The 17,748-nt window shown below is 44.7% G+C and carries 18 protein-coding genes and 1 riboswitch; of the genes, 7 read left to right on the plus strand and 11 right to left on the minus strand.

Annotation, left to right across the window (positions count from 1 at the left end):
- Positions 1–41: 41 nt before the first annotated feature.
- Both K4039_RS18375 and K4039_RS18380 read right to left on the minus strand, forming a co-directional pair.
- Positions 42–1,007 (minus strand): DUF6282 family protein, encoded by a 966-nt coding sequence (locus K4039_RS18375; protein ID WP_265237236.1) that lies wholly within the window; start codon positions 1,005–1,007, stop codon positions 42–44.
- 68 nt (positions 1,008–1,075) lie between these two features.
- Complete coding sequence (locus tag K4039_RS18380; protein ID WP_265237238.1) at positions 1,076–1,522, minus strand: SufE family protein; 447 nt, start codon at positions 1,520–1,522, stop codon at positions 1,076–1,078.
- Between K4039_RS18380 and K4039_RS18385 the strand changes: the two genes are divergently transcribed.
- The gene (locus K4039_RS18385; protein WP_265237239.1) at positions 1,521–1,790 is read left to right on the plus strand and encodes a hypothetical protein; all 270 of its coding nucleotides are present in this window, start codon (positions 1,521–1,523) and stop codon (positions 1,788–1,790) included. The two genes, K4039_RS18380 and K4039_RS18385, sit on opposite strands and share 2 nt — an antisense overlap.
- On the opposite strand, the gene K4039_RS18390 is transcribed toward K4039_RS18385, so the two are convergent.
- The 5 genes from K4039_RS18390 to K4039_RS18410 form a co-directional block, all read right to left on the minus strand.
- Positions 1,787–1,981 (minus strand): hypothetical protein, encoded by a 195-nt coding sequence (locus K4039_RS18390; RefSeq protein ID WP_265237241.1) that lies wholly within the window; start codon positions 1,979–1,981, stop codon positions 1,787–1,789. The two genes, K4039_RS18385 and K4039_RS18390, sit on opposite strands and share 4 nt — an antisense overlap.
- A complete protein-coding gene (locus K4039_RS18395; RefSeq protein ID WP_265237243.1) occupies positions 1,972–2,436 on the minus strand; it encodes a hypothetical protein in 465 nt (154 codons plus the stop codon). Before K4039_RS18395 ends, K4039_RS18390 begins: the two co-directional genes overlap by 10 nt.
- A 79-nt stretch (positions 2,437–2,515) precedes the next feature.
- Complete coding sequence (locus tag K4039_RS18400; protein ID WP_265237245.1) at positions 2,516–2,956, minus strand: hypothetical protein; 441 nt, start codon at positions 2,954–2,956, stop codon at positions 2,516–2,518.
- On the minus strand, positions 2,940–5,186 hold the full coding sequence (gene metE / locus K4039_RS18405) for a 5-methyltetrahydropteroyltriglutamate--homocysteine S-methyltransferase (RefSeq protein ID WP_265237247.1): 2,247 nt from the start codon (positions 5,184–5,186) through the stop codon (positions 2,940–2,942). Before metE ends, K4039_RS18400 begins: the two co-directional genes overlap by 17 nt.
- Positions 5,187–5,652: 466 nt before the next feature.
- A riboswitch (cobalamin riboswitch) is annotated at positions 5,653–5,800 on the minus strand.
- Between the two features lie 30 nt (positions 5,801–5,830).
- Positions 5,831–5,989 carry a hypothetical protein gene (locus K4039_RS18410; RefSeq protein WP_265237248.1) on the minus strand — a complete coding sequence of 53 codons (159 nt, stop codon included), beginning with the start codon at positions 5,987–5,989 and terminating at the stop codon, positions 5,831–5,833.
- 344 nt (positions 5,990–6,333) lie between these two features.
- On the opposite strand from K4039_RS18410, the gene K4039_RS18415 reads away from it, so the two are divergent.
- From K4039_RS18415 to K4039_RS18435, 5 genes are all read left to right on the plus strand, one after another.
- Complete coding sequence (locus K4039_RS18415; RefSeq protein ID WP_265237250.1) at positions 6,334–7,062, plus strand: PleD family two-component system response regulator; 729 nt, start codon at positions 6,334–6,336, stop codon at positions 7,060–7,062.
- A 9-nt stretch (positions 7,063–7,071) separates the two neighbouring features.
- Positions 7,072–7,680, plus strand: a complete 609-nt coding sequence (locus K4039_RS18420; RefSeq protein WP_265237252.1) for an adenylate/guanylate cyclase domain-containing protein — start codon at positions 7,072–7,074, stop codon at positions 7,678–7,680.
- A gap of 166 nt (positions 7,681–7,846) precedes the next feature.
- Positions 7,847–8,107: a hypothetical protein gene (locus tag K4039_RS18425; protein ID WP_265237254.1), complete on the plus strand. Its 261-nt coding sequence runs from the start codon at positions 7,847–7,849 to the stop codon at positions 8,105–8,107.
- Positions 8,108–8,411: 304 nt separating this feature from the next.
- A complete protein-coding gene (locus tag K4039_RS18430) occupies positions 8,412–9,641 on the plus strand; it encodes a transposase (protein WP_265237255.1) in 1,230 nt (409 codons plus the stop codon).
- A 4-nt stretch (positions 9,642–9,645) separates the two neighbouring features.
- A complete protein-coding gene (locus tag K4039_RS18435; protein WP_265237257.1) occupies positions 9,646–10,356 on the plus strand; it encodes a spermidine synthase in 711 nt (236 codons plus the stop codon).
- A gap of 134 nt (positions 10,357–10,490) precedes the next feature.
- On the opposite strand, the gene K4039_RS18440 is transcribed toward K4039_RS18435, so the two are convergent.
- From K4039_RS18440 to K4039_RS18460, 4 genes are all read right to left on the minus strand, one after another.
- Positions 10,491–10,928 carry a hypothetical protein gene (locus K4039_RS18440; RefSeq protein WP_265237258.1) on the minus strand — a complete coding sequence of 146 codons (438 nt, stop codon included), beginning with the start codon at positions 10,926–10,928 and terminating at the stop codon, positions 10,491–10,493.
- A 152-nt stretch (positions 10,929–11,080) separates the two neighbouring features.
- On the minus strand, positions 11,081–12,889 hold the full coding sequence (locus K4039_RS18445) for an ABC transporter ATP-binding protein (protein ID WP_375339814.1): 1,809 nt from the start codon (positions 12,887–12,889) through the stop codon (positions 11,081–11,083).
- 499 nt (positions 12,890–13,388) lie between these two features.
- A complete protein-coding gene (locus K4039_RS18455) occupies positions 13,389–15,224 on the minus strand; it encodes an APC family permease (RefSeq protein ID WP_265237260.1) in 1,836 nt (611 codons plus the stop codon).
- A gap of 68 nt (positions 15,225–15,292) precedes the next feature.
- Positions 15,293–16,132, minus strand: a complete 840-nt coding sequence (locus K4039_RS18460; protein WP_265237262.1) for a prephenate/arogenate dehydrogenase — start codon at positions 16,130–16,132, stop codon at positions 15,293–15,295.
- A 40-nt stretch (positions 16,133–16,172) separates the two neighbouring features.
- On the opposite strand from K4039_RS18460, the gene K4039_RS18465 reads away from it, so the two are divergent.
- The gene (locus K4039_RS18465) at positions 16,173–17,735 is read left to right on the plus strand and encodes a pentapeptide repeat-containing protein (protein WP_265237264.1); all 1,563 of its coding nucleotides are present in this window, start codon (positions 16,173–16,175) and stop codon (positions 17,733–17,735) included.
- Positions 17,736–17,748: the final 13 nt, after the last annotated feature.

Consider the following 17,748-nt stretch of genomic DNA (forward strand, 5'->3'; position numbering starts at 1 on the left):
GTGGCTACCCATTACTAATACTCGATGCCCAATTACTCCTTCTAAATTCCTAACAATTGAGCGGGATTTTCTTTGCTCATTAAATCAATTTCGCGCTGAGAAATTCCTTCATCCATTAACTTTTCTACAAATAACTTGTAACCTTCGGCAGGCAAAGGATCGGGTTTTCTTCCCAAATCTGTACTCAAAACAAAATGCTCGGCTCCGATTAGTTGGATCGCTGTTACCATCTGATTAATCGAAACATGATGCCAGTTTTTGTGTCCGTCATCAGCGGCATTTTCTCCCATCAAATCGTTGACAAATGCTAATTCTAGAAACGCTCCCATCTGGGCTGCTGTTTGCATATTTTCTAGGGACAAACCGGGTACATCTGCCATTGCGTGGGTAATCAGGATGTTTTTAATGTTGAGAAGTTTGGCTTGCCGGACAACAGCCATAACCTCTTCTGAGGAAATGTGCCCGGTTTCCAAGACTAAATTATTTCTAGCTACAATCTTGAGTACCGCTGCTGTTTCCGGTAAAACTTGGCCGTTTTCCGCAACTTTAATGCCGATTCCCGATTTGCCAAAAACCTGCAAATGATGCTCGGAATCAACGGTTGGTAGCCACACTACTTTACCATATTTGCCGCCGATGCGGTGCATTGCTTCTACAGCGTCGGGATTAATCCCGCCTACGGAATGATTGAGAACAATTCCCCCGAAAACTTCGATTTGCGGTACAATTTTATTGACTAGAACTGCCCGTGCTGCGGTGCTGCCATAGTGATTTTTTAAGACAACTGCTTTCATGTGCGATCGCGCGGCTGACTCAGCTACCTCAAAATCGTCTAACCTGCGGGGAATTACATCAGGAGACGAATGGATGTGAAAGTCGATCGCACCTTCAACAATACTCTCATGCAAATTGACAACTGGCGGCTCTCCGACAGCATAAACTGGCAAAGAAAACGACAACCAAATCAGACCAAATACAATTATCTTAAACAAAAGATGTAACCGCATTTGCGAAATCCGCTGCATACTCTTCGTGCATCCCCAAAAATCCCGGAAACCCACGGCTTTTTCTCCTATTAATTTGCTTCTGCTTGCGCGCTTAATTCGCAAGCCACGGCTTTATTTTTCATCATTTGAAAGATGTTATAAAATCCGTTAGCGCGGGAAGGTGTCAGGCTCACATTCAATCCCGTATCTTGAATAAAATCTGGGGTAATGCTAACTATTTCAGCAGGGGTTAATCCGCTTAAACCTTCCACGAGCAAGCCAACTAATCCTTTGACTAACTGAGCGTCAGAATCGCCTTGATACAAAACTTTTCCTTCAGTCAAATTTGCGGTAATATAAACTTGCGATACGCAGCCAGAAACTTTGTTTTCTGCTAATTTATCGGTTTCGGGAAATGCTGGGAGTCGCTTAGCATACCACAGAAGTTGTTCGTAGCGCTGTTTTGGGTCGGCGTGTCGCTGGAAGCGCTGGACGATTTTAGCTAGGGTTGCGGGTAGCGCGGTGTTTACGGACATGATTTCGAGTAGCGGTTTACTTCGCTACTATTATACATTCAATTTTAGCAGTAGGGCGATCGATATAGTCATGGACGCGCCGGTGGCCAGAAATCTGGTTTCTGACACCCCGCGCACATCTAAGAAACCGGGTTTCTGCGATAATTTACGCATCCCCACCAAAATTGAGGAAGAAACCGGGTTTGATGGACGAAAATTATTCGTTGTAGCCTACAGATTAGCTAAAAAACCCGGTTTCTTTGGTCTTGATGCGTCAGTCCTGAATTAGTCAGATGGTTTAGATTGAGAATCCTGTTTAGGAAGATGCAGCTTTGCTATTTGCGATCGCACTATTGCTATTGGGACAAACAATGCACCGCTAGCAAAACCGATCGCAAACCGAAACCCCAAAAGTAAAAAACCCTCTAGCTTCCGTTCTGGGACTGGTTCGATCGCAACTTTGTGTTGAATCAATTGCATCGTAGATTTTCTTCGTTCAAACGGGTGGACTGAGGTTGGAATTCTTCCCATCCTTTGCAGATTTGCTCGTAACATTGCAATGGCGAAATCGGTAGATTTCGCAGATAAAATAACGTGACTTCCCGACCGGATTCCAGCAGCAGAATGATGTCTTTGCTAGGGTTATAGGTATCTGCTGCTTGCAAAATATGACCGTTTATGTGGTGATTTTGCAGGATGGCGGTGTCGGGAGCCAATAACCAAGCATTGAGAAAGGGAGCTAAACGACTGCGGGGAACAAAATGCGATCGGAATGTTTCACCAGTAACTCCCATCAATGGGTTATTAAGACTACAAATTACTGCGCCTCGTTCACCATTCAGATAGCCAACCCAAGCGTTATAGCCTAACACCAACAGATTAGTTGCAATAAAGAATTGCTGCCAATCTTCGCTATTTGTTTTAGATGTCATCATCTATTAAAGATTCAGTATCAAGTTATCCATCTATGCGAAATATGAATTGAATTTGATTTAGGCATTTGGAACAGAAGTTTTAGGGTGTCAAACTTGGTTGAAATTCCTCCCAGCGCCTACAGACTTGTTCGTAGCAATCGGCAGGAGAAATGGCTAGTTTGCTTAATAGATTGACCTCTGTTTGACAACCAAATTTCAGCAATAGCAGAATATCTTGCTCTGGATTGTACTTAGCAATTGCTGCTATCACAGATGGAATATTCGATGAGTCAACGGATAGCGATTGCAGATGAAATCCCATCAAATTCATAGGAATAAACTGGATTTGAAAAGGAATTGATTCGAGGTTAGTCATTGTATAACCAAGAACTTGAGTATCCACATCACAGACCACAACACCCCGCCCGAAAGACTCAAATCCCTTCCATCCTGTATAACCAATAACCAGCAAATTGGTGTGAATAAATCCCTGTTGCCAGTAGCCAAAATTTCCTTGCCAAACGCTATTTTCCGGTCGCATTTACTTCCTCTCGCAGGATTTTGGCAGCTTCCACCATATTTTTTAGCGCGGGAATTACTTCTTCCCAACGCCGTGTTTTCAAGCCACAATCGGGATTTACCCAAATTTGTTCAGTTGGTAGATTAGCAATGCCAGTTCGCAGTTGTTGCAAAATCTGTTCCGTCGTTGGCACCACTGGACTGTGGATATCATAAACGCCATTACCCACTTGATAGGTGTAACCTGCGGCGGTTATTTCATGCAGCGTTTGGTTATTGCTGCGGCTATTTTCAATCGAAATTACATCGGCATCTAACCGTTCAATATCTTTGATGATATCGCCAAATTCGCAGTAGCACATATGCGTGTGAATTTGAGTTTGAGGATGAGCGCTTGCGGTAGCCAGAAGAAACGCATCTACAGCCCAAGACAGGTATTGATTCCAGTTTTCTACTTTCAGAGGTAAGCCTTCGCGCAATGCTGGTTCATCTACTTGAATTACTTGCGCTCCTGCTGCTTCTAAATCTGCTATTTCATCCCGCAATGCCAGAGCTATTTGAAATGCTTGTACCTGTCTGGAAATATCGGTGCGCGGATATGACCAATTTAAAATTGTTACGGGGGCTGTTAGCATTCCTTTAACGGGTTTTTGCGTCAATGATTGCGCTACTTTGAACTCGCGCACCGTCATTGGATTAGTGCGTACAACATCACCGTAAATAATCGGCGGACGCACGTAACGGCTGCCATAGCTTTGTACCCAGCCATTTGCAGTGAAGGCGAATCCATCCAACTGTTGTCCGAAATATTCCACCATATCGGTGCGCTCAAATTCGCCATGCACTAACACATCTAGCCCAATTTCTTCTTGGATTTTAATGCTTTCGGCAATTTGAGCGTCGATCGCAGTTTGATAGTTTTCCTGATTCAATTCACCCTTTTTGTAGCGCAGCCGCAGTTTTCGCACTTCCGGGGTTTGAGGAAACGAGCCGATCGTTGTAGTGGGAAAAATGGGCAGAGAAATCTGTTTGGATAGCCGCAAGCCGTAGGATAATTTGCGTTGAAAGTCATTCGTAGTCAGGCTTTTCAGACGTTCCTGTACGGCAATATTGGTAGGGCTAAATTCCTCGAAGCTTGTCCAAGCCTCGCTAATTTTAGCGCGATCGCTTCCAGTTTCTTCTCCGGCTAAACTGCGTGCCAAAAACTTCACAGCTTGCAGTTTTTGTTCGGCAAAACTCAACACGTTGCGGAGAGGTTCTGGCAACTTTGTTTCCCGTGCGGCATCGTAGGGAACAAACTGCAATGATGCCGACGGCTGAATTACAATATCCGGCGTAATTCGCTGAATGTCTTGCAGCACTGGTAGCACTTCTTCTGGACGAATTTGCCAGATATTACGAGCATCGACAATTCCCACACCCAATCGTTTATCAGCAGGAAATCCCTGTTGTTTAAGCAATTCCAAATTGCGTCCGCGAGTGAAATCTAAGCTAATTGCAGCCACTGGTAACTGCATCACCCAAGGATAGGTATCTCCCAAATCATCAAAGTAAGTAACTAAATCGATGGGAAGTTTAATTTCAGCGAAGGAACTATAGGTTGACTCAAAGGCTTCTTTGAATTGGCCAGCATCCCCCATAACCAAAGCAGGTTCGTGAATTTGAACTTCAGAAATACCCAAGTTTTTTAATGCTTTCAGCAACGCAATATAACGCTCTAGCAATCTTGAAACTGCTTCATTTAAGGGTATATCAAACCGACTCAATCGCAGTAAAGTAATGGGGCCTAAGACAATAGGTCTTACTTTTTCGCCTAATAAAGTTTGAGCGCGATTAACTGTTTCTAGAAAGTCACTGAAATCGGCAGGCTGCCATTCTGAGGGAATTTCTGGTACCAGGTAGTGATAGTTGGTGTCGAACCATTTAGTCATTTCTAGCGCCGGTATTCCTTCTTTGCCGCGCGCCATTGCAAAGTAGCGATCTAAACCTGATAAATGCTGAAAGCGATCGGGGATTAACCCCAGGCGAACTGTCCAATCCAGAACATGATCGTAGAGGGTAGTATCGCCAACACCGATGCGATCTATACCTGATTTTAGCTGTGTTTGCCAGTTTTCTATTTCTAGTTTTCTGACTGTTTGCAGTAGATTATGTGCATTTAATTTGTTACTCCAAAAGGCTTCTAGTGCCTTCTTGACTTCACGATTTTTACCAATGCGAGGATATCCAATGGTTGCAGTTGAAATTGACATAATTTTTCCTAAGTATGGTTAATCAATAAATAGAGTCATCAGTACAAAGAGCGATCGCAATTGACTGAATTTTTACTATTGATATTTTCTGAATTATCCAGTTGAGTTTTTGACATTCCATAGAAAATTTGTCGGAAAATAAGGGTATCCGATGCTGAATTTTCTATAGCAATGCCATCAGATTGCAATGTGACGCATCCAAGACAAAATTATCTGAACTTCCAACATAGCCATAACAAAGCTGTTAGAAATTACAGCAGGCAAAAGCCCAGTAATATTTCTTGCATCTAAAACTAGATAATGCTGTTGAGGCTAACTTTTTTAACTCACTGTGTCGCCCTAGAAACCAATTCCACCACAGGTTTCTCACGGGTTAAGGAGCATAATAGCCGATCGCGCAGCGTCTCTAAAATCGAATCGAATTGAAAACAAAATGCTGAAGACATCCGTACCTCGCAGATGGATTAAATTGAACAATACAATCGGCGGGCATCCTGACTAAGAAACGACTATACGCTTCATCACAGTTGCGGGACAGCGCCGGGTTCGCACCGGACTTTCCCCGTTTCCTCTGGTGGGTGATCTCCACAAGAACCGATTAGGTCATACCATAGCACATTTTTCAAAATATGCAACCCCTAAAATCAAGTCTGGCGATCGAATATCATCAATAATCTTGGACGCAAGCGCGATTTGAAACCGGGTTTTTTACCAAAATCCTTCGTTCCAGCCAGCAAATTAGGCAAAAACCCGGTTTCTTTGGTTTCGATGCGTAAGTCCCGATCGAAATCATTTGCCTGCATCTTTAAGATTCGGCGTTGCTTAATCAGGGTATGAAAAAGAATTAGGCAAAAATCCAGAAGCTTTGTGGACAATGGTTTTTATGATTTGCATATTTAGCCGTTCATACCGTAAATCAGCAACGCCAAAGCCGAATATTTGCCACCCAAACCTTCAACAATTGTCCGCGTATTGGCAACCAGCATTTGGCGATCAATATCGCCTGCACTTCCCAGTTTAAGATTTGTTGCAATTTGAGTAAATCTAGCTCGCCAGTGATAACAAAATAATCCAATGTGGGTAAAATAATTTTATCAGGGCAACTCGAAGCAGCGAACAAGTTTACATCAGAAACCGGGTGGGAGTGATGAGTACAGTTTTAGTGGTGGAAGATTCCCGCAGCCAGCGGGAGTGCATTTCACATCAGTTGAGATGCAGCGGATTAAATGTAATTCAAGCATCAGACGGTGTGGAAGCGCTGGATAAAGTTGGAAGAAATTCCCCAGATTTAGTATTATTAGATATCGTAATGCCCCGCATGGACGGTTACGGAGTTTGCCGTTTAATTAAAGCTAATCCCGAAACTCGGAATATACCGATCGTATTTTTAACCGGGAAGGGACAGCAGTTAGCTTTGTTCTCCAGGGCGATCGATCGCGCCGAAGCGTATGTTAGCAAACCTTGGCAGCCGAGGGAACTTTTGTCAACGATCAAAAAAGTGTTACTAAATGCCAATATTAAGTTCGATCGAGCTTCAGCGGACGCTTGGACGGAATACGGTATTTTAAACTTAAGTACGATCGAACTGTATCAAAGTAGCGCCGATGCTTGGACAAAATATAGCACTCAAATCATTAAATTGTATGATACCAGTTTAGCAGCTTTTCAGCAAGCTTTGGCAATTGAACCGAGTCACTCGAATGCCAACCAATATCGCAATCGAGTCCAGACAATCCGGGCAATTTTGATGAAAAAATTAGAGGAGACTCAACCTTGCAAAGTCTGCGATTATTATTACGGGAAAGACGGCATTAATTGTGCAGTGCATCCCGCTGGTCGCCCTCAAGCTTTCTGTCGAGATTGGGAATTTAATTAATTAAAATCAATGAAAACAAATAACCGCACCAACTTGGAAAAATTGCTGCAAGAAAGAAACGAACATCCCGAAAAAATGGCAGAAATTGATGCCGAAATTAATGCAACTTTCAGCCAAAATCACACGATTTTGGTAATGGATATGTCGGGATTTTCGCGCACGACTGTCCGCTACGGAATCATCCATTTTCTGGCAATGATTCACCGGATGCACGGAATTGTCAAACCGATAATTTCGGAATGCGGCGGTACTGTTGTTAAGGAGGAAGCCGACAATATTTTTGCAGTGTTTCCCGATGTAAAATTAGCAGTGGAAGCTGCAATCGACTCTCTGAAACAAACGGGGGCTGTCAACACGACACTGCCACCGGAGATGGATATTTACCTCTGCATTGGTATTGGCTGCGGCGATGTTTTGATGCTGGAAGGAGAGGATATGTATGGATCGGAATTTAATCTAGCATCCAAGCTGGGAGAGGATTTGGCGGAACGGGGAGAGATTTTGCTCACCTCAGCGGCGTTTGAAAATTTGGAAGGTGAGAAGCAAGATTGGGAAAGATTGGAAATTTCAATTTCGGGTTTGGAATTAGTGGCTTACAAGCGGGTATCATCTACTTAATTTGTCTCATAGTTTTTAATAATATAGAAAATAAAATTAATGATTACCCGCGTTAAACCAAAGAAACCGGGTTTTTTGCTGAATCTGTCGGCTACGACGAAGGATTTGGGTGAAAAACCCGGTTTCTGACCACTCGTGCATCCTGGACTATAAAATTTAAAATCAGATGATTGACGAACAAATAAATTGGCAAGCTATCAATTTAGCGAATATTCAACAGCGGCTGGCTTGGGTGCAACAACAGCCGGATGGACTTATTTTTTGCCAAGAGTCGGGAGTTCACTATGTTACAGTTAAAAAAGACCAAAGTCAAATTAAGTTTTCTTTGGTAGAAAAGGTGAATTTGCATACAGATTTATTGCAATCTGTGTTTTCCCTCAACAATCCCCTGCATTTAGCTAAACAGACGGGAATCCCCACACTATAATCGCTTCGACAAGCGTGTGGGATGAAAGACGCGGTGAGACTCCTGATTCCACCTGTCAACCAATTCAAAACTATGTTTTGACCGATGACGGGTGGATGACGAGGCGAACAAAATATTTTATTCGACTTTTTTCAACCCATTTCTGTAGCCAGTTGAGATTGGGCAATAAAAGTTAATACTTAACAGAAGTTTCTTTGAATGTATAAATAAAATATTTATTCGCGTACTTGACATAAAGTAACGCATTCAAGTATATTAATACTAATTGATAAGTCGCGACTGAAATTACACATTCACCGCTTAAATGAGAACTTCTTACCAGTATCGATTACGTCCAACAAAGTTGCAAGTCACTGAAATTGACAGATGGCTCTCAATGTTATGTGCACAGTACAACTATTTGTTGGCAGATCGATTCAACTGGTACGAAGAAAACTGTTCTTCCATTAATGCGTGTCCCCTAGTTTGCCACTTACCTGAACTACGGGACAATCCCGATTATTACAGTCAAAAAAAGACGTTACCTCAACTCAAAAAGACCCATCCTTGGTATGCCGAGATTTACTCTCAAGTCCTCCAAGACGTAGTTAAACGAGTTAAGGTAACGTTTGATCGTTTCCTCAAAGGTGATACTAATGGAAAACGCAGCGGTAGACCAAGATTCAAACAACGCAGTCGTTACCGCACGTTCACCTATCCTCAAATTAAAGACGGCTGCTTGCAAAACAACTTAATTAACTTGCCTATGTTCGGAAAAGTTAAAGTTGTTTTGCACCGTTCCATACCTGATGGATTCAAAATCAAAACCGTCTCTATTACCAAGAAAGCTGACGGGTACTATGTCACTCTCAGTTTAGAAGATTATACAGTGCCTGAAATTAAACCAGATTTTAATCCTCAAAAGATGGTTGGAATTGATGTTGGGCTGAAGGATTTCTTAATAACATCAGAAAACGAGACTGTGGCAATTCCTCAACATTACCGCAAAGCTCAAAAGCGCCTGCGAACTATTCAAAAGCGAGTTTCGCGTCGTAAAAAAGGCAGCAACCGCAGGCAAAAAGCAGTCAAACAACTGGGGAAATGTCACAAAAAAGTAACAGACAAACGCAAAGATTTTCATTTTAAAACTGCCAATAATTTATTGAAAAAATATGACGTTGTTGCAGTTGAAGATTTGAATGTTAAAGGACTCGCTCGTACAAAACTAGCTAAATCTGTGTTGGACGCTGGGTGGTCAAGCTTTCTGTCGATTCTAACAAACAAAGCCGTAAATGCTGGTTTGTTGGCAATCCCAGTAAGTGCCTATAATACTTCACAAAATTGTTCTGGTTGTGGCGAAAAAGTACCAAAAAAGCTGCATGAAAGATGGCACGACTGCCCACATTGTGGATGTAGTCTTGACCGCGATCATAACGCCGCGATAAATATAAAAAATAGGGCGGTGGGTCATCCCGTCTTTAAAGCTCAGTCAATGTCCGAAGCAATAGCTGGAGTCGCCCAGAAGCCTACGCTATACTGTACTCAGTTGGCGTAGGAGTATGTCACTTTCAGAATATACCCAGGCGATGATGTTGGGTTTAGTTTGGCAAAACCAGCCTCAAAGAATCTATATAGCTGGTTTTGGTGGTGGGAGAATTCCGTTAGTTATGCACCACTATTTGCCGGAAACTATTATAGAATGTGCTGATGTAGATGCGATCGCAATTTCAGCAGCTACACAGTGTTTTGGAGTGCAGTTCGACGACAGACTAACCGTCGCAATCCAAGATGGGAGAAAATACCTAGAACAGCAAAGCGTAAACATTCGGTATGATATAATTATGACCGACGTGTTTTTTGGCAACGGCTACTCTTCGCACCGACGGGCAACCAAAGAATTTTATGAACTTTGCAAAAAACACTTGTCAACCGCCGGAGTTGTGCTAGTAAATCTGCTACAAAGAGATGAGTTTTATGCCCAAAAGGTGAAGACTTTTCAAAGTGTGTTCTCTCAGGTATGCGTCTGCCCTTGGAAGGATATTAATAGTGTTTTAATTGGGACTAACGGCCCTATTTTAGAGAAAAATGAGATTGTTTCCAGGGCAAAATATTTGCAAGATGGGCATGAATTTTCGTTTTCCTTAACAGATAGAGCACTTGAGGTCAAAGTAGGTACAGAATTAGCTGAAATTATACCTAATTTAGATAAAGCTGAAATTTTGACCGACGATTCGCCGCCCGCCGGTTATTTTGATTGCTGGTTATTTTGATAAGTAAGTGGTTACAAATAAACATGAGATAGGTTGGGCGGGTTTTGCACTTCTTTAGTCGCTTGTATCAGAGATTTTTAGCTAAACCCGCCCCTACAAGATACTATGTTTTTTTGCCATTACTTACTTATAATCTATCCTTTGATATATTCAGCCATTTGCTTTTCTAGGCGATCGATCAATGTATTGACATCTGTTGCTGCGAGTTCAAAGCAATCAGGAGGTGTGGGGTCAATTTCAAACAAAATTAGCTTGATTTCACCTTCGCCGATCGCCAAAATCGCCACCTCTTTCTCCGGTTTGTGAGCGTTTAGCACTCCTAAAATTTCCTGAATATGACTTTTAACTTGACGGTTTAACTCTTCAACAGCCTCTTTTTTACAGTACACGAAGCGTGGCGTTCCGGCAATATCAATGCCCAAAATATCGTCGCTTTCCTCTCCCCTTTCCTGAAACAGCCCCCAAGCTAAAGCCGCCAATTCTTGTTTGTTGGCTGCCACAAATTTATCTAACTTGCGGCGCCAGTTGTTTTGTTTTTTTTGTTCTGAATCAGGGCTACCAAATAAATACATTTTTTCTCTTTGCTTGTAGAAACTAATATTTTGCAGTCATTGGTCATTGGTCATTGGTCATTAGTCATTAGTTAGGTGTTAGCGGTTAGGTTTCAAATTCCCAATTCCCAATTCCCAATTCCCAATTCCCAATTCCCAACAGCGCTGCGTTTCTATTTTATACCAGATTGCACGCGCCAGAGCGACGCATAAACTCCGTCATGTTCGATCAGTTGTTCGTGCTGCCCCGATTCTACCACTTGCCCCTGTTCCATGACAAAAATACAATCGGCATTGCGGACAGTAGAAAGACGGTGGGCGATCGCAATTGTAGTGCGATTCTTGGTAATTCGTTCGAGCGATCGCTGAATTGCCGCCTCAGTTTCGTTATCCACTGCTGAAGTAGCTTCATCCAGAATCAAAATCGGCGGATTCTTCAAAACAGCCCTCGCAATCGCAATACGCTGCCGCTGTCCCCCCGACAATTTTTGACCGCGTTCCCCTACAATAGTGTTGTAACCGTCCGGCAATTGTGCGATAAACTCGTCAGCTTCCGCAATTTGAGCAGCATTTACTATCTCTCGATCAGTTGCTTCAAAACTGCCGTAAGCAATATTTTCAGCAACCGTACCGTGAAATAAAAACACATCTTGACTCACCAATCCGATCGCTCTCCGCAAATCTTTTAAATTCAGATTAGTTAATTCTATCCCATCGAGATAAATCTGGCCGTACTGAACCTCGTACAGCCTCAAAATTAATTTTACCAGCGTACTTTTTCCCGAACCAGTCGCGCCTACAATCGCCGTAGTTTTTCCCGCCTGCAGAGTCAGGGAAAAATACTGTAAAATCGGTTTTCTTTGATTGTAAGAAAAAGTAACATTTTTAAATTCTAGCTCACCCTTAATCGAACTCACCGGCAGCCGAATATCACCCGTGCGAATTGCGATCGGCGTATCCAACAAATTCATCACCCGATTAGTAGAAGCCATTGCCCGCTGGTAGCTATCCATAGTATCACCCAAGCGAGTCAGAGGCCACAGCAAGCGCTGAGTCAAAAACACCAAAACGCTGTAAGTACCCACCGACAACTGGCCTGCTACCACCTGCAAGCCGCCCAGAAATAGCGTTGCAATAAACCCCAAAAAAATCACAATCCGAATCAGCGGAATAAAAGCAGCCGAAAGTGCGATCGCCCGTTGGTTACTTTGGCGGTAAGCTTGGCTTTGGCTTTCTATACGCTGAGTTTCATATTCTTCGGAAGTAAAACTTTTAATAGTAGTAATTCCAGTCAAATTATTCGACAGTTGCCCGTTCAAAAAACTCACCTTTTCCCGCACATCAGCATAGAGAGGAGCGAGGCGATTTTGAAAAGCGAGCGAACCCCAAACAATAAAAGGTATCGGCAGCATTGACAGCCCAGCAACACCAGGAGAGGCAGCAACAAAAGCCGCCCCAATCACAACAACAGTGGTAATTACCTGAATCACCTCATTAGCGCCGTCGTCCAAAAAACGTTCGAGTTGATTGATCTCATCATTGAGAATAGAAATCAAACCACCAGTGCTGCGCTCTTCAAAATAAGCTAATTCTAATTCTTGCAAATGGCTGTAAGCTTCCAGACGCAAATCGTGTTCAATATCCTGAGCCAAATTGCGCCACAAATAATCATAGGCATATTCAAAAATAGATTCCAACGCCCAAACAATCGCGCTCACAAAAGTGATGATTGCCAGTTGCCAAAAGACATCTTTGATGCCCCACTGAGCGAGGATAGAATCTTGCTGTTTCACCACCACATCAACAGCAATACCGATTAATGCTGGCGGCGCCAAATCAAAGAATTTATTCAGCAGCGAACAGATACTAGCCAGCCAAATTTTCAGGCGGTAGCGGCGCCCGTACTTTAGCAGCCGCTTCAGGGGATGGACAGGTTTTGATGGATTTGGTGACAATTGAGGATGGGGATAATTGGACAAGATAGGACGTACGGTTGAAACCGCGCCTAGAAAAACGTAGGCGTTAGCCTTCCCGGAGGGTAGTCCGCCGACGCGGACTGAAGAAAACAACGTAATTTCAACCGCCTGCTCTTTAACCCGCGGAGGCGGGTTTTGTTTGTGTAGACGCGGTTTTAACCGCCCAGTCTTCTTTAAACGTTAACACTGGCTTCATTTTAGCGACTATCCCCACCATTTGCGCCTCAATTTGTACGTCAATCACCGGTTGAATCGGCTTGTACGCCGCCGTTGCTGCTTCGATTCAAAACGGACGCAGAGACAGAATAAGACGGCTTTGGTCGCGTCAGTAAGCGAAGCTTGACATACCCCAGCCTAAAGGCATGGGGATTCTTTATTCGCAGGGATTCCGACGAATTTACCCTATGCTTTTTCAAGAAATACAATTAAAGCCGTCCTAGAAGGACGGGGCTTGTACCCAATTTTTCGGTCAATAATCACCGCACATAAGAGGTCGGTGAGTATGTCAAAGATAATATCGAACCGTCGTGACAACCCGACTTTTTTTAGCTAACAAAGCCGCCTTCAAAAAGAAAGCAGTTTGATTGTGCAGCAGTCCCTCCCACCAATTTCGCGTCACAAACGCCGGAATAATCAGCGTTAAGAACACTCCCGGCCGCTGTTCTTCAAACAAAGTCAAAAAGTGAGTTAAAGCCTCACCAACAGAACGATAAGGCGATTCCAGAATTTCCAAAGGAATGTCAGATTGCAAATCTTGCCAAGCCGCTTGCAGTTTTGCGCGATCGGTCAAACCAATATCCACATGAACCGCCACAACTTCATCAGCAATTAAACGAGCATAATCCAGGGCGTCGAAAGTTCCCCGGTGCAACTGCCCGACTAACACCACTGCCGGATGTTTCACCACCTTAACTTTAGGTCTGGGAGGATAAGATATAGGTTCTATTCCCTGAATGCTCAAGCGAGCGGCTACATAGCGATAGTGTCGGTTAATCGCTAAAAATAGACTAACTACGATCGGAATAGTTACTACCACAACCCAAGCTCCCAAAAGGAATTTGGTAGCGACAATTACAGCCAAAACTCCCGTGGTTGCCACTGCACCAATACCGTTCATCACAGCGCTAGCTTGCCAACCTTTACCTCGCTCCTTAAACCAGTGAATTACCATTCCCGATTGCGACAGAGTAAAAGAAGTAAAAACCCCAACCGCATACAGCGGAATTATTGCAGTGGTATCACCTTGGAAGATGATAATTAACAAAGCCGCGCAGAAGCTGAGCAGATTAATGCCATTAGAATAAACTAGCCGATCGCCCAACAGCGACAACTGCCTCGGTAAAAACCCGTCCCGCGCCAAAAAATAACAAAGTCGTGGAAAATCCGCATAACTCGTATTCGCCGCCAACAGCAAAATTAACAGAGTTGCGATCTGCAAATAGTAATAAAATATACCGACACCAAAAATCTGTTTTCCCAACAAAGAAAGCAGCGTTTCATTTTCTCTGGGAATCACTTGATAAATATGAGCCAAGTAACTAATTCCTAAAAACATCACCCCCAGAATTACCCCCAAATAAGTTAAAGTCAGGCGCGCATTCTTCCATTCAGGAGGTTTAAAAGCCAACACCCCGTCCGAGATTGCTTCAACTCCAGTCAGGGCAGTACAGCCCGCCGAAAAAGCGCGCGCGATCAGAAACAATCCCAAAGGTTCCTTAGCTGGAATATTTTCTAAAACCGGCAAAAGATGACCTGTTGCCTGTTGGAATAAACCGCAACCAATCAAGATAAAAATGCCCACAATAAACGCATAGGTGGGAACCATAAATATCTTGCCAGATTCCCGCAGTCCCCGGAGATTGGCAAACATGATCAGGACAATACAAACTAAGCACAGTTCAACGGTATAGGGCAGCAGCGAGGGAACTGCTGAAGTCAAGGCCGCAATGCCAGCCGAAATACTCACAGTTACGGTGAGGATGTAGTCAATCATCAGCGAACCTGCTGCGATCAAACCGGGATAAGTACCCAAGTTTTCTCGCGCCACAATGTAAGCGCCACCACCGTTGGGATACGCTTTAATTGTCTGTCGGTAAGACAGCGCCACGATCGCCAATAGTAAAACAATAATTCCAGAAATAGGCAGCGATAAACTCAAACTGCTGCTCCCGGCTAGTAACAGCACCAGCAGAGTTTCTTGAGTCGCGTAGGCAACAGACGACAGTGCATCGGAAGCAAGAACAGCCAGTCCTGTAGCGTTGCTCAGCCTTTCGTGAACAGATGCGCTGGTGGGGAGAGATTCACCCAGTAAAACTCGCTTAAGCCGAGAATAAGTGTACATTAAAACTCAATATATAGGCGTCCACAAATCATAATCGAGACGGGGGACAGTTTTAAGCAATTTTTGGCTCACAAGTTGTAATTATCTCTCGCTTGTTGAGTCAGCTTCAGCTTCTGTTCGAGAGCTTGCCAATTTTCGGTCTCGATATCGCTGATGAACTGGTCGAGAGTGTCGCGGTAAATAGAGAGCGATCGCAATAATTGCTCTCGATTGTACTTGGCCACCATCACTCCGAGCTCAGGGTTGCCACCCCCAACGCGGCTCGTGTCCCGAAAACCCGAACTCGCCAAATGTTGCGCTAAATTCACAATATCTCGATCGCCCTCTCGATCGCACGCAGCAACCAGCGTCGCACTAGCCATCAACGGCAAATGAGAAATCCAAGCCACAGCTCGATCGTGCTCTTGGGGGCCGCACCGGTAAACTTTAGCACCCAACAACCGCGCAATTTCCTCAACCTTCTCCACCGCCGCCTCTGGAGTCTCAGCAGTCGGCGTCACCACGTAAGGCCGCCCCACAAACAAATCCCTTACCGCAGCCTCAATCCCGCTTTCAGTAGTCCCCGCCATCGGGTGTCCCCCGACAAAATTCGGCCACAGATCAGATACAGCCTGCACTATGGGTGTTTTTACGGAACCGACATCCGTTAGGATAGTATCAGGGGAAAGATGGGGAATTAATTTTTGGACGATCGACTCGATCGCTCCTAACGGCGTGCAAATAAAAACCAAATCGGCTGCTGCCATCAGAGACAGGTTTATGCTGGCTTCAGAGACCACACCGCGTTCTTGCGCGCGATCGCAAGTCTGCTGGCGGCTCGAAACCCCCAAAATATTCAACCCGCGCGATCGTAAATCCAGAGCGATCGAGCCACCAATTAAACCAAGTCCGACAATACCGATATTCATTAGCAATAAAATGGGGATACTTTGATACGGTGCCGCCCCCATGACAGTCGAGGAACTCCTGAAAAAATATGCCGCCGGAGAAAGAAACTTTGCCGGAATCAACCTGACTGAGGCCAACCTCAGCGGCGTCAACTTGAGTGGAGCAAACCTCAAGGGTGCGAATCTGAGTGTAGCAAACCTCAGCGGAGCCAACCTCAGCAAAACTAATCTCACCGGTGCCAAACTCAACATCGCCAGACTCAGCGGCGCCCATCTAGGCGGCGCCAACCTCACCGACGCCGACCTCAACGTCGCCTACCTAGTCCGAGTTGACCTGAAACAAGCCATACTCATAGGAGCAAAACTGATCAGAGCCGAGCTAATTCGAGCCGAACTCAGCGGAGCCAACCTCAGCGGAGCCAACCTCAGTGGTGCCACCCTCACCGAAGCCACCCTCCGAGGAGCCAACCTCAGCGGAGCCAACCTTCGAGGCGCTCACCTCAGCGGTGCGTGCTTGACAGAAGCCAACCTCGAACAAGCCAACCTGCAAGGCGCCGACCTCAGCCGAGCCGACCTCAGCGGCGCAGACTTGCGAGGGACAGAACTCCGACAAGCCAACCTCACTCAAGCCATACTCAGCGGCGCCGACCTCAGCGGCGTCAATTTGCGCTGGGCCATCCTCAGCGGCTGCAACCTGCGCTGGGCAGACCTCAGCGAAGCCAAATTGAGCGGCGCCGACCTCAGCCGAGCCGACCTCTGTCACGCCAACTTGCTCAATGCCAGTTTAGTTCACGCCGACCTGTCAAACGCCTATCTGATCCGCGCCGACTGGGTTGGAGCCGACTTAACCGGAGCCACCTTAACCGGAGCCAAACTCCATGCAGTTTCGCGGCTCGGCATCAAAACCGAAGGCATGACCTGCAAATGGGTTGATCTGAGCCCCAACGGCGACCACAGCCAAATTTACTGGTTGAACTCTGGAGGAACCCACGAATTTTTTCACGAAACCTTGCCCACAGTTAGGATTGTGATTGATTCGCCGTTAGACCAAGGCGCTCATTTTGCCCTAGCTGCAACTTATTATCAAATTTCCCAACAATACCCGAGTTTAAGTCAGCCACCGACGATCGAAGTCAGCTCCAGGCGCACCGTACTCGCCTTTAAAATGGACAGCGACGATAAATTATTTGCCACCGCTTACGTTGCCATCATTCCTTTTAACGACGGCGCCACAACTCAAAAAAACCTCATAGCTTTGATGAAAATGATTCAATCCCACGATGCAGGCAAACTCAACGTCAAAGAATCCAAACACGTTCAGTTATGCAGCAAAGCTCTCAACCAAGCTATCAGCAAAGTAGACCAAATTAAGATCTCAAGTTCTTTTCCAAAAATCGGTGAAAGCATCAATTTTTTTCAAATTCCCACCCAGATGATCTTAATTAATTCCCGCGACCAAAGACTCAGCGTATATCACCACCCAGCCTTCGGCAAGCGCCTGATTAAAAAATACGACCCGAACAACTCAGGCACAGGCAAGTTAACCGAAAGCACAAAATTGGGTCAAGCTAATATCACAACCATTTTGGATTTTATAAAAGGCTTCCACAATATAGATGTCTAGGCATATTGCATCA

The organism is Lyngbya sp. CCAP 1446/10 (genome assembly GCF_026130175.1).
Taxonomy (GTDB): domain Bacteria; phylum Cyanobacteriota; class Cyanobacteriia; order Cyanobacteriales; family Microcoleaceae; genus Microcoleus.

Excerpts from the sequence above, each read along its gene's own strand:
- K4039_RS18455 (WP_265237260.1), bottom strand. The coding sequence starts at position 15,224 with ATGTACACTTATTCTCGGCTTAAGCGAGTTTTACTGGGTGAATCTCTC.
- metE (WP_265237247.1), bottom strand. The coding sequence starts at position 5,186 with ATGTCAATTTCAACTGCAACCATTGGATATCCTCGCATTGGTAAAAAT.
- K4039_RS18385 (WP_265237239.1), top strand. The coding sequence starts at position 1,521 with ATGATTTCGAGTAGCGGTTTACTTCGCTACTATTATACATTCAATTTT.
- K4039_RS18400 (WP_265237245.1), bottom strand. The coding sequence starts at position 2,956 with ATGCGACCGGAAAATAGCGTTTGGCAAGGAAATTTTGGCTACTGGCAA.
- K4039_RS18410 (WP_265237248.1), bottom strand. The coding sequence starts at position 5,989 with ATGCAGGCAAATGATTTCGATCGGGACTTACGCATCGAAACCAAAGAA.
- K4039_RS18375 (WP_265237236.1), bottom strand. The coding sequence starts at position 1,007 with ATGCGGTTACATCTTTTGTTTAAGATAATTGTATTTGGTCTGATTTGG.
- K4039_RS18395 (WP_265237243.1), bottom strand. The coding sequence starts at position 2,436 with ATGATGACATCTAAAACAAATAGCGAAGATTGGCAGCAATTCTTTATT.
- K4039_RS18440 (WP_265237258.1), bottom strand. The coding sequence starts at position 10,928 with ATGTATTTATTTGGTAGCCCTGATTCAGAACAAAAAAAACAAAACAAC.
- K4039_RS18465 (WP_265237264.1), top strand. The coding sequence starts at position 16,173 with ATGACAGTCGAGGAACTCCTGAAAAAATATGCCGCCGGAGAAAGAAAC.
- K4039_RS18430 (WP_265237255.1), top strand. The coding sequence starts at position 8,412 with ATGAGAACTTCTTACCAGTATCGATTACGTCCAACAAAGTTGCAAGTC.
- K4039_RS18415 (WP_265237250.1), top strand. The coding sequence starts at position 6,334 with ATGAGTACAGTTTTAGTGGTGGAAGATTCCCGCAGCCAGCGGGAGTGC.
- K4039_RS18435 (WP_265237257.1), top strand. The coding sequence starts at position 9,646 with ATGTCACTTTCAGAATATACCCAGGCGATGATGTTGGGTTTAGTTTGG.
- K4039_RS18420 (WP_265237252.1), top strand. The coding sequence starts at position 7,072 with ATGAAAACAAATAACCGCACCAACTTGGAAAAATTGCTGCAAGAAAGA.
- K4039_RS18460 (WP_265237262.1), bottom strand. The coding sequence starts at position 16,132 with ATGAATATCGGTATTGTCGGACTTGGTTTAATTGGTGGCTCGATCGCT.
- K4039_RS18425 (WP_265237254.1), top strand. The coding sequence starts at position 7,847 with ATGATTGACGAACAAATAAATTGGCAAGCTATCAATTTAGCGAATATT.
- K4039_RS18380 (WP_265237238.1), bottom strand. The coding sequence starts at position 1,522 with ATGTCCGTAAACACCGCGCTACCCGCAACCCTAGCTAAAATCGTCCAG.
- K4039_RS18390 (WP_265237241.1), bottom strand. The coding sequence starts at position 1,981 with ATGCAATTGATTCAACACAAAGTTGCGATCGAACCAGTCCCAGAACGG.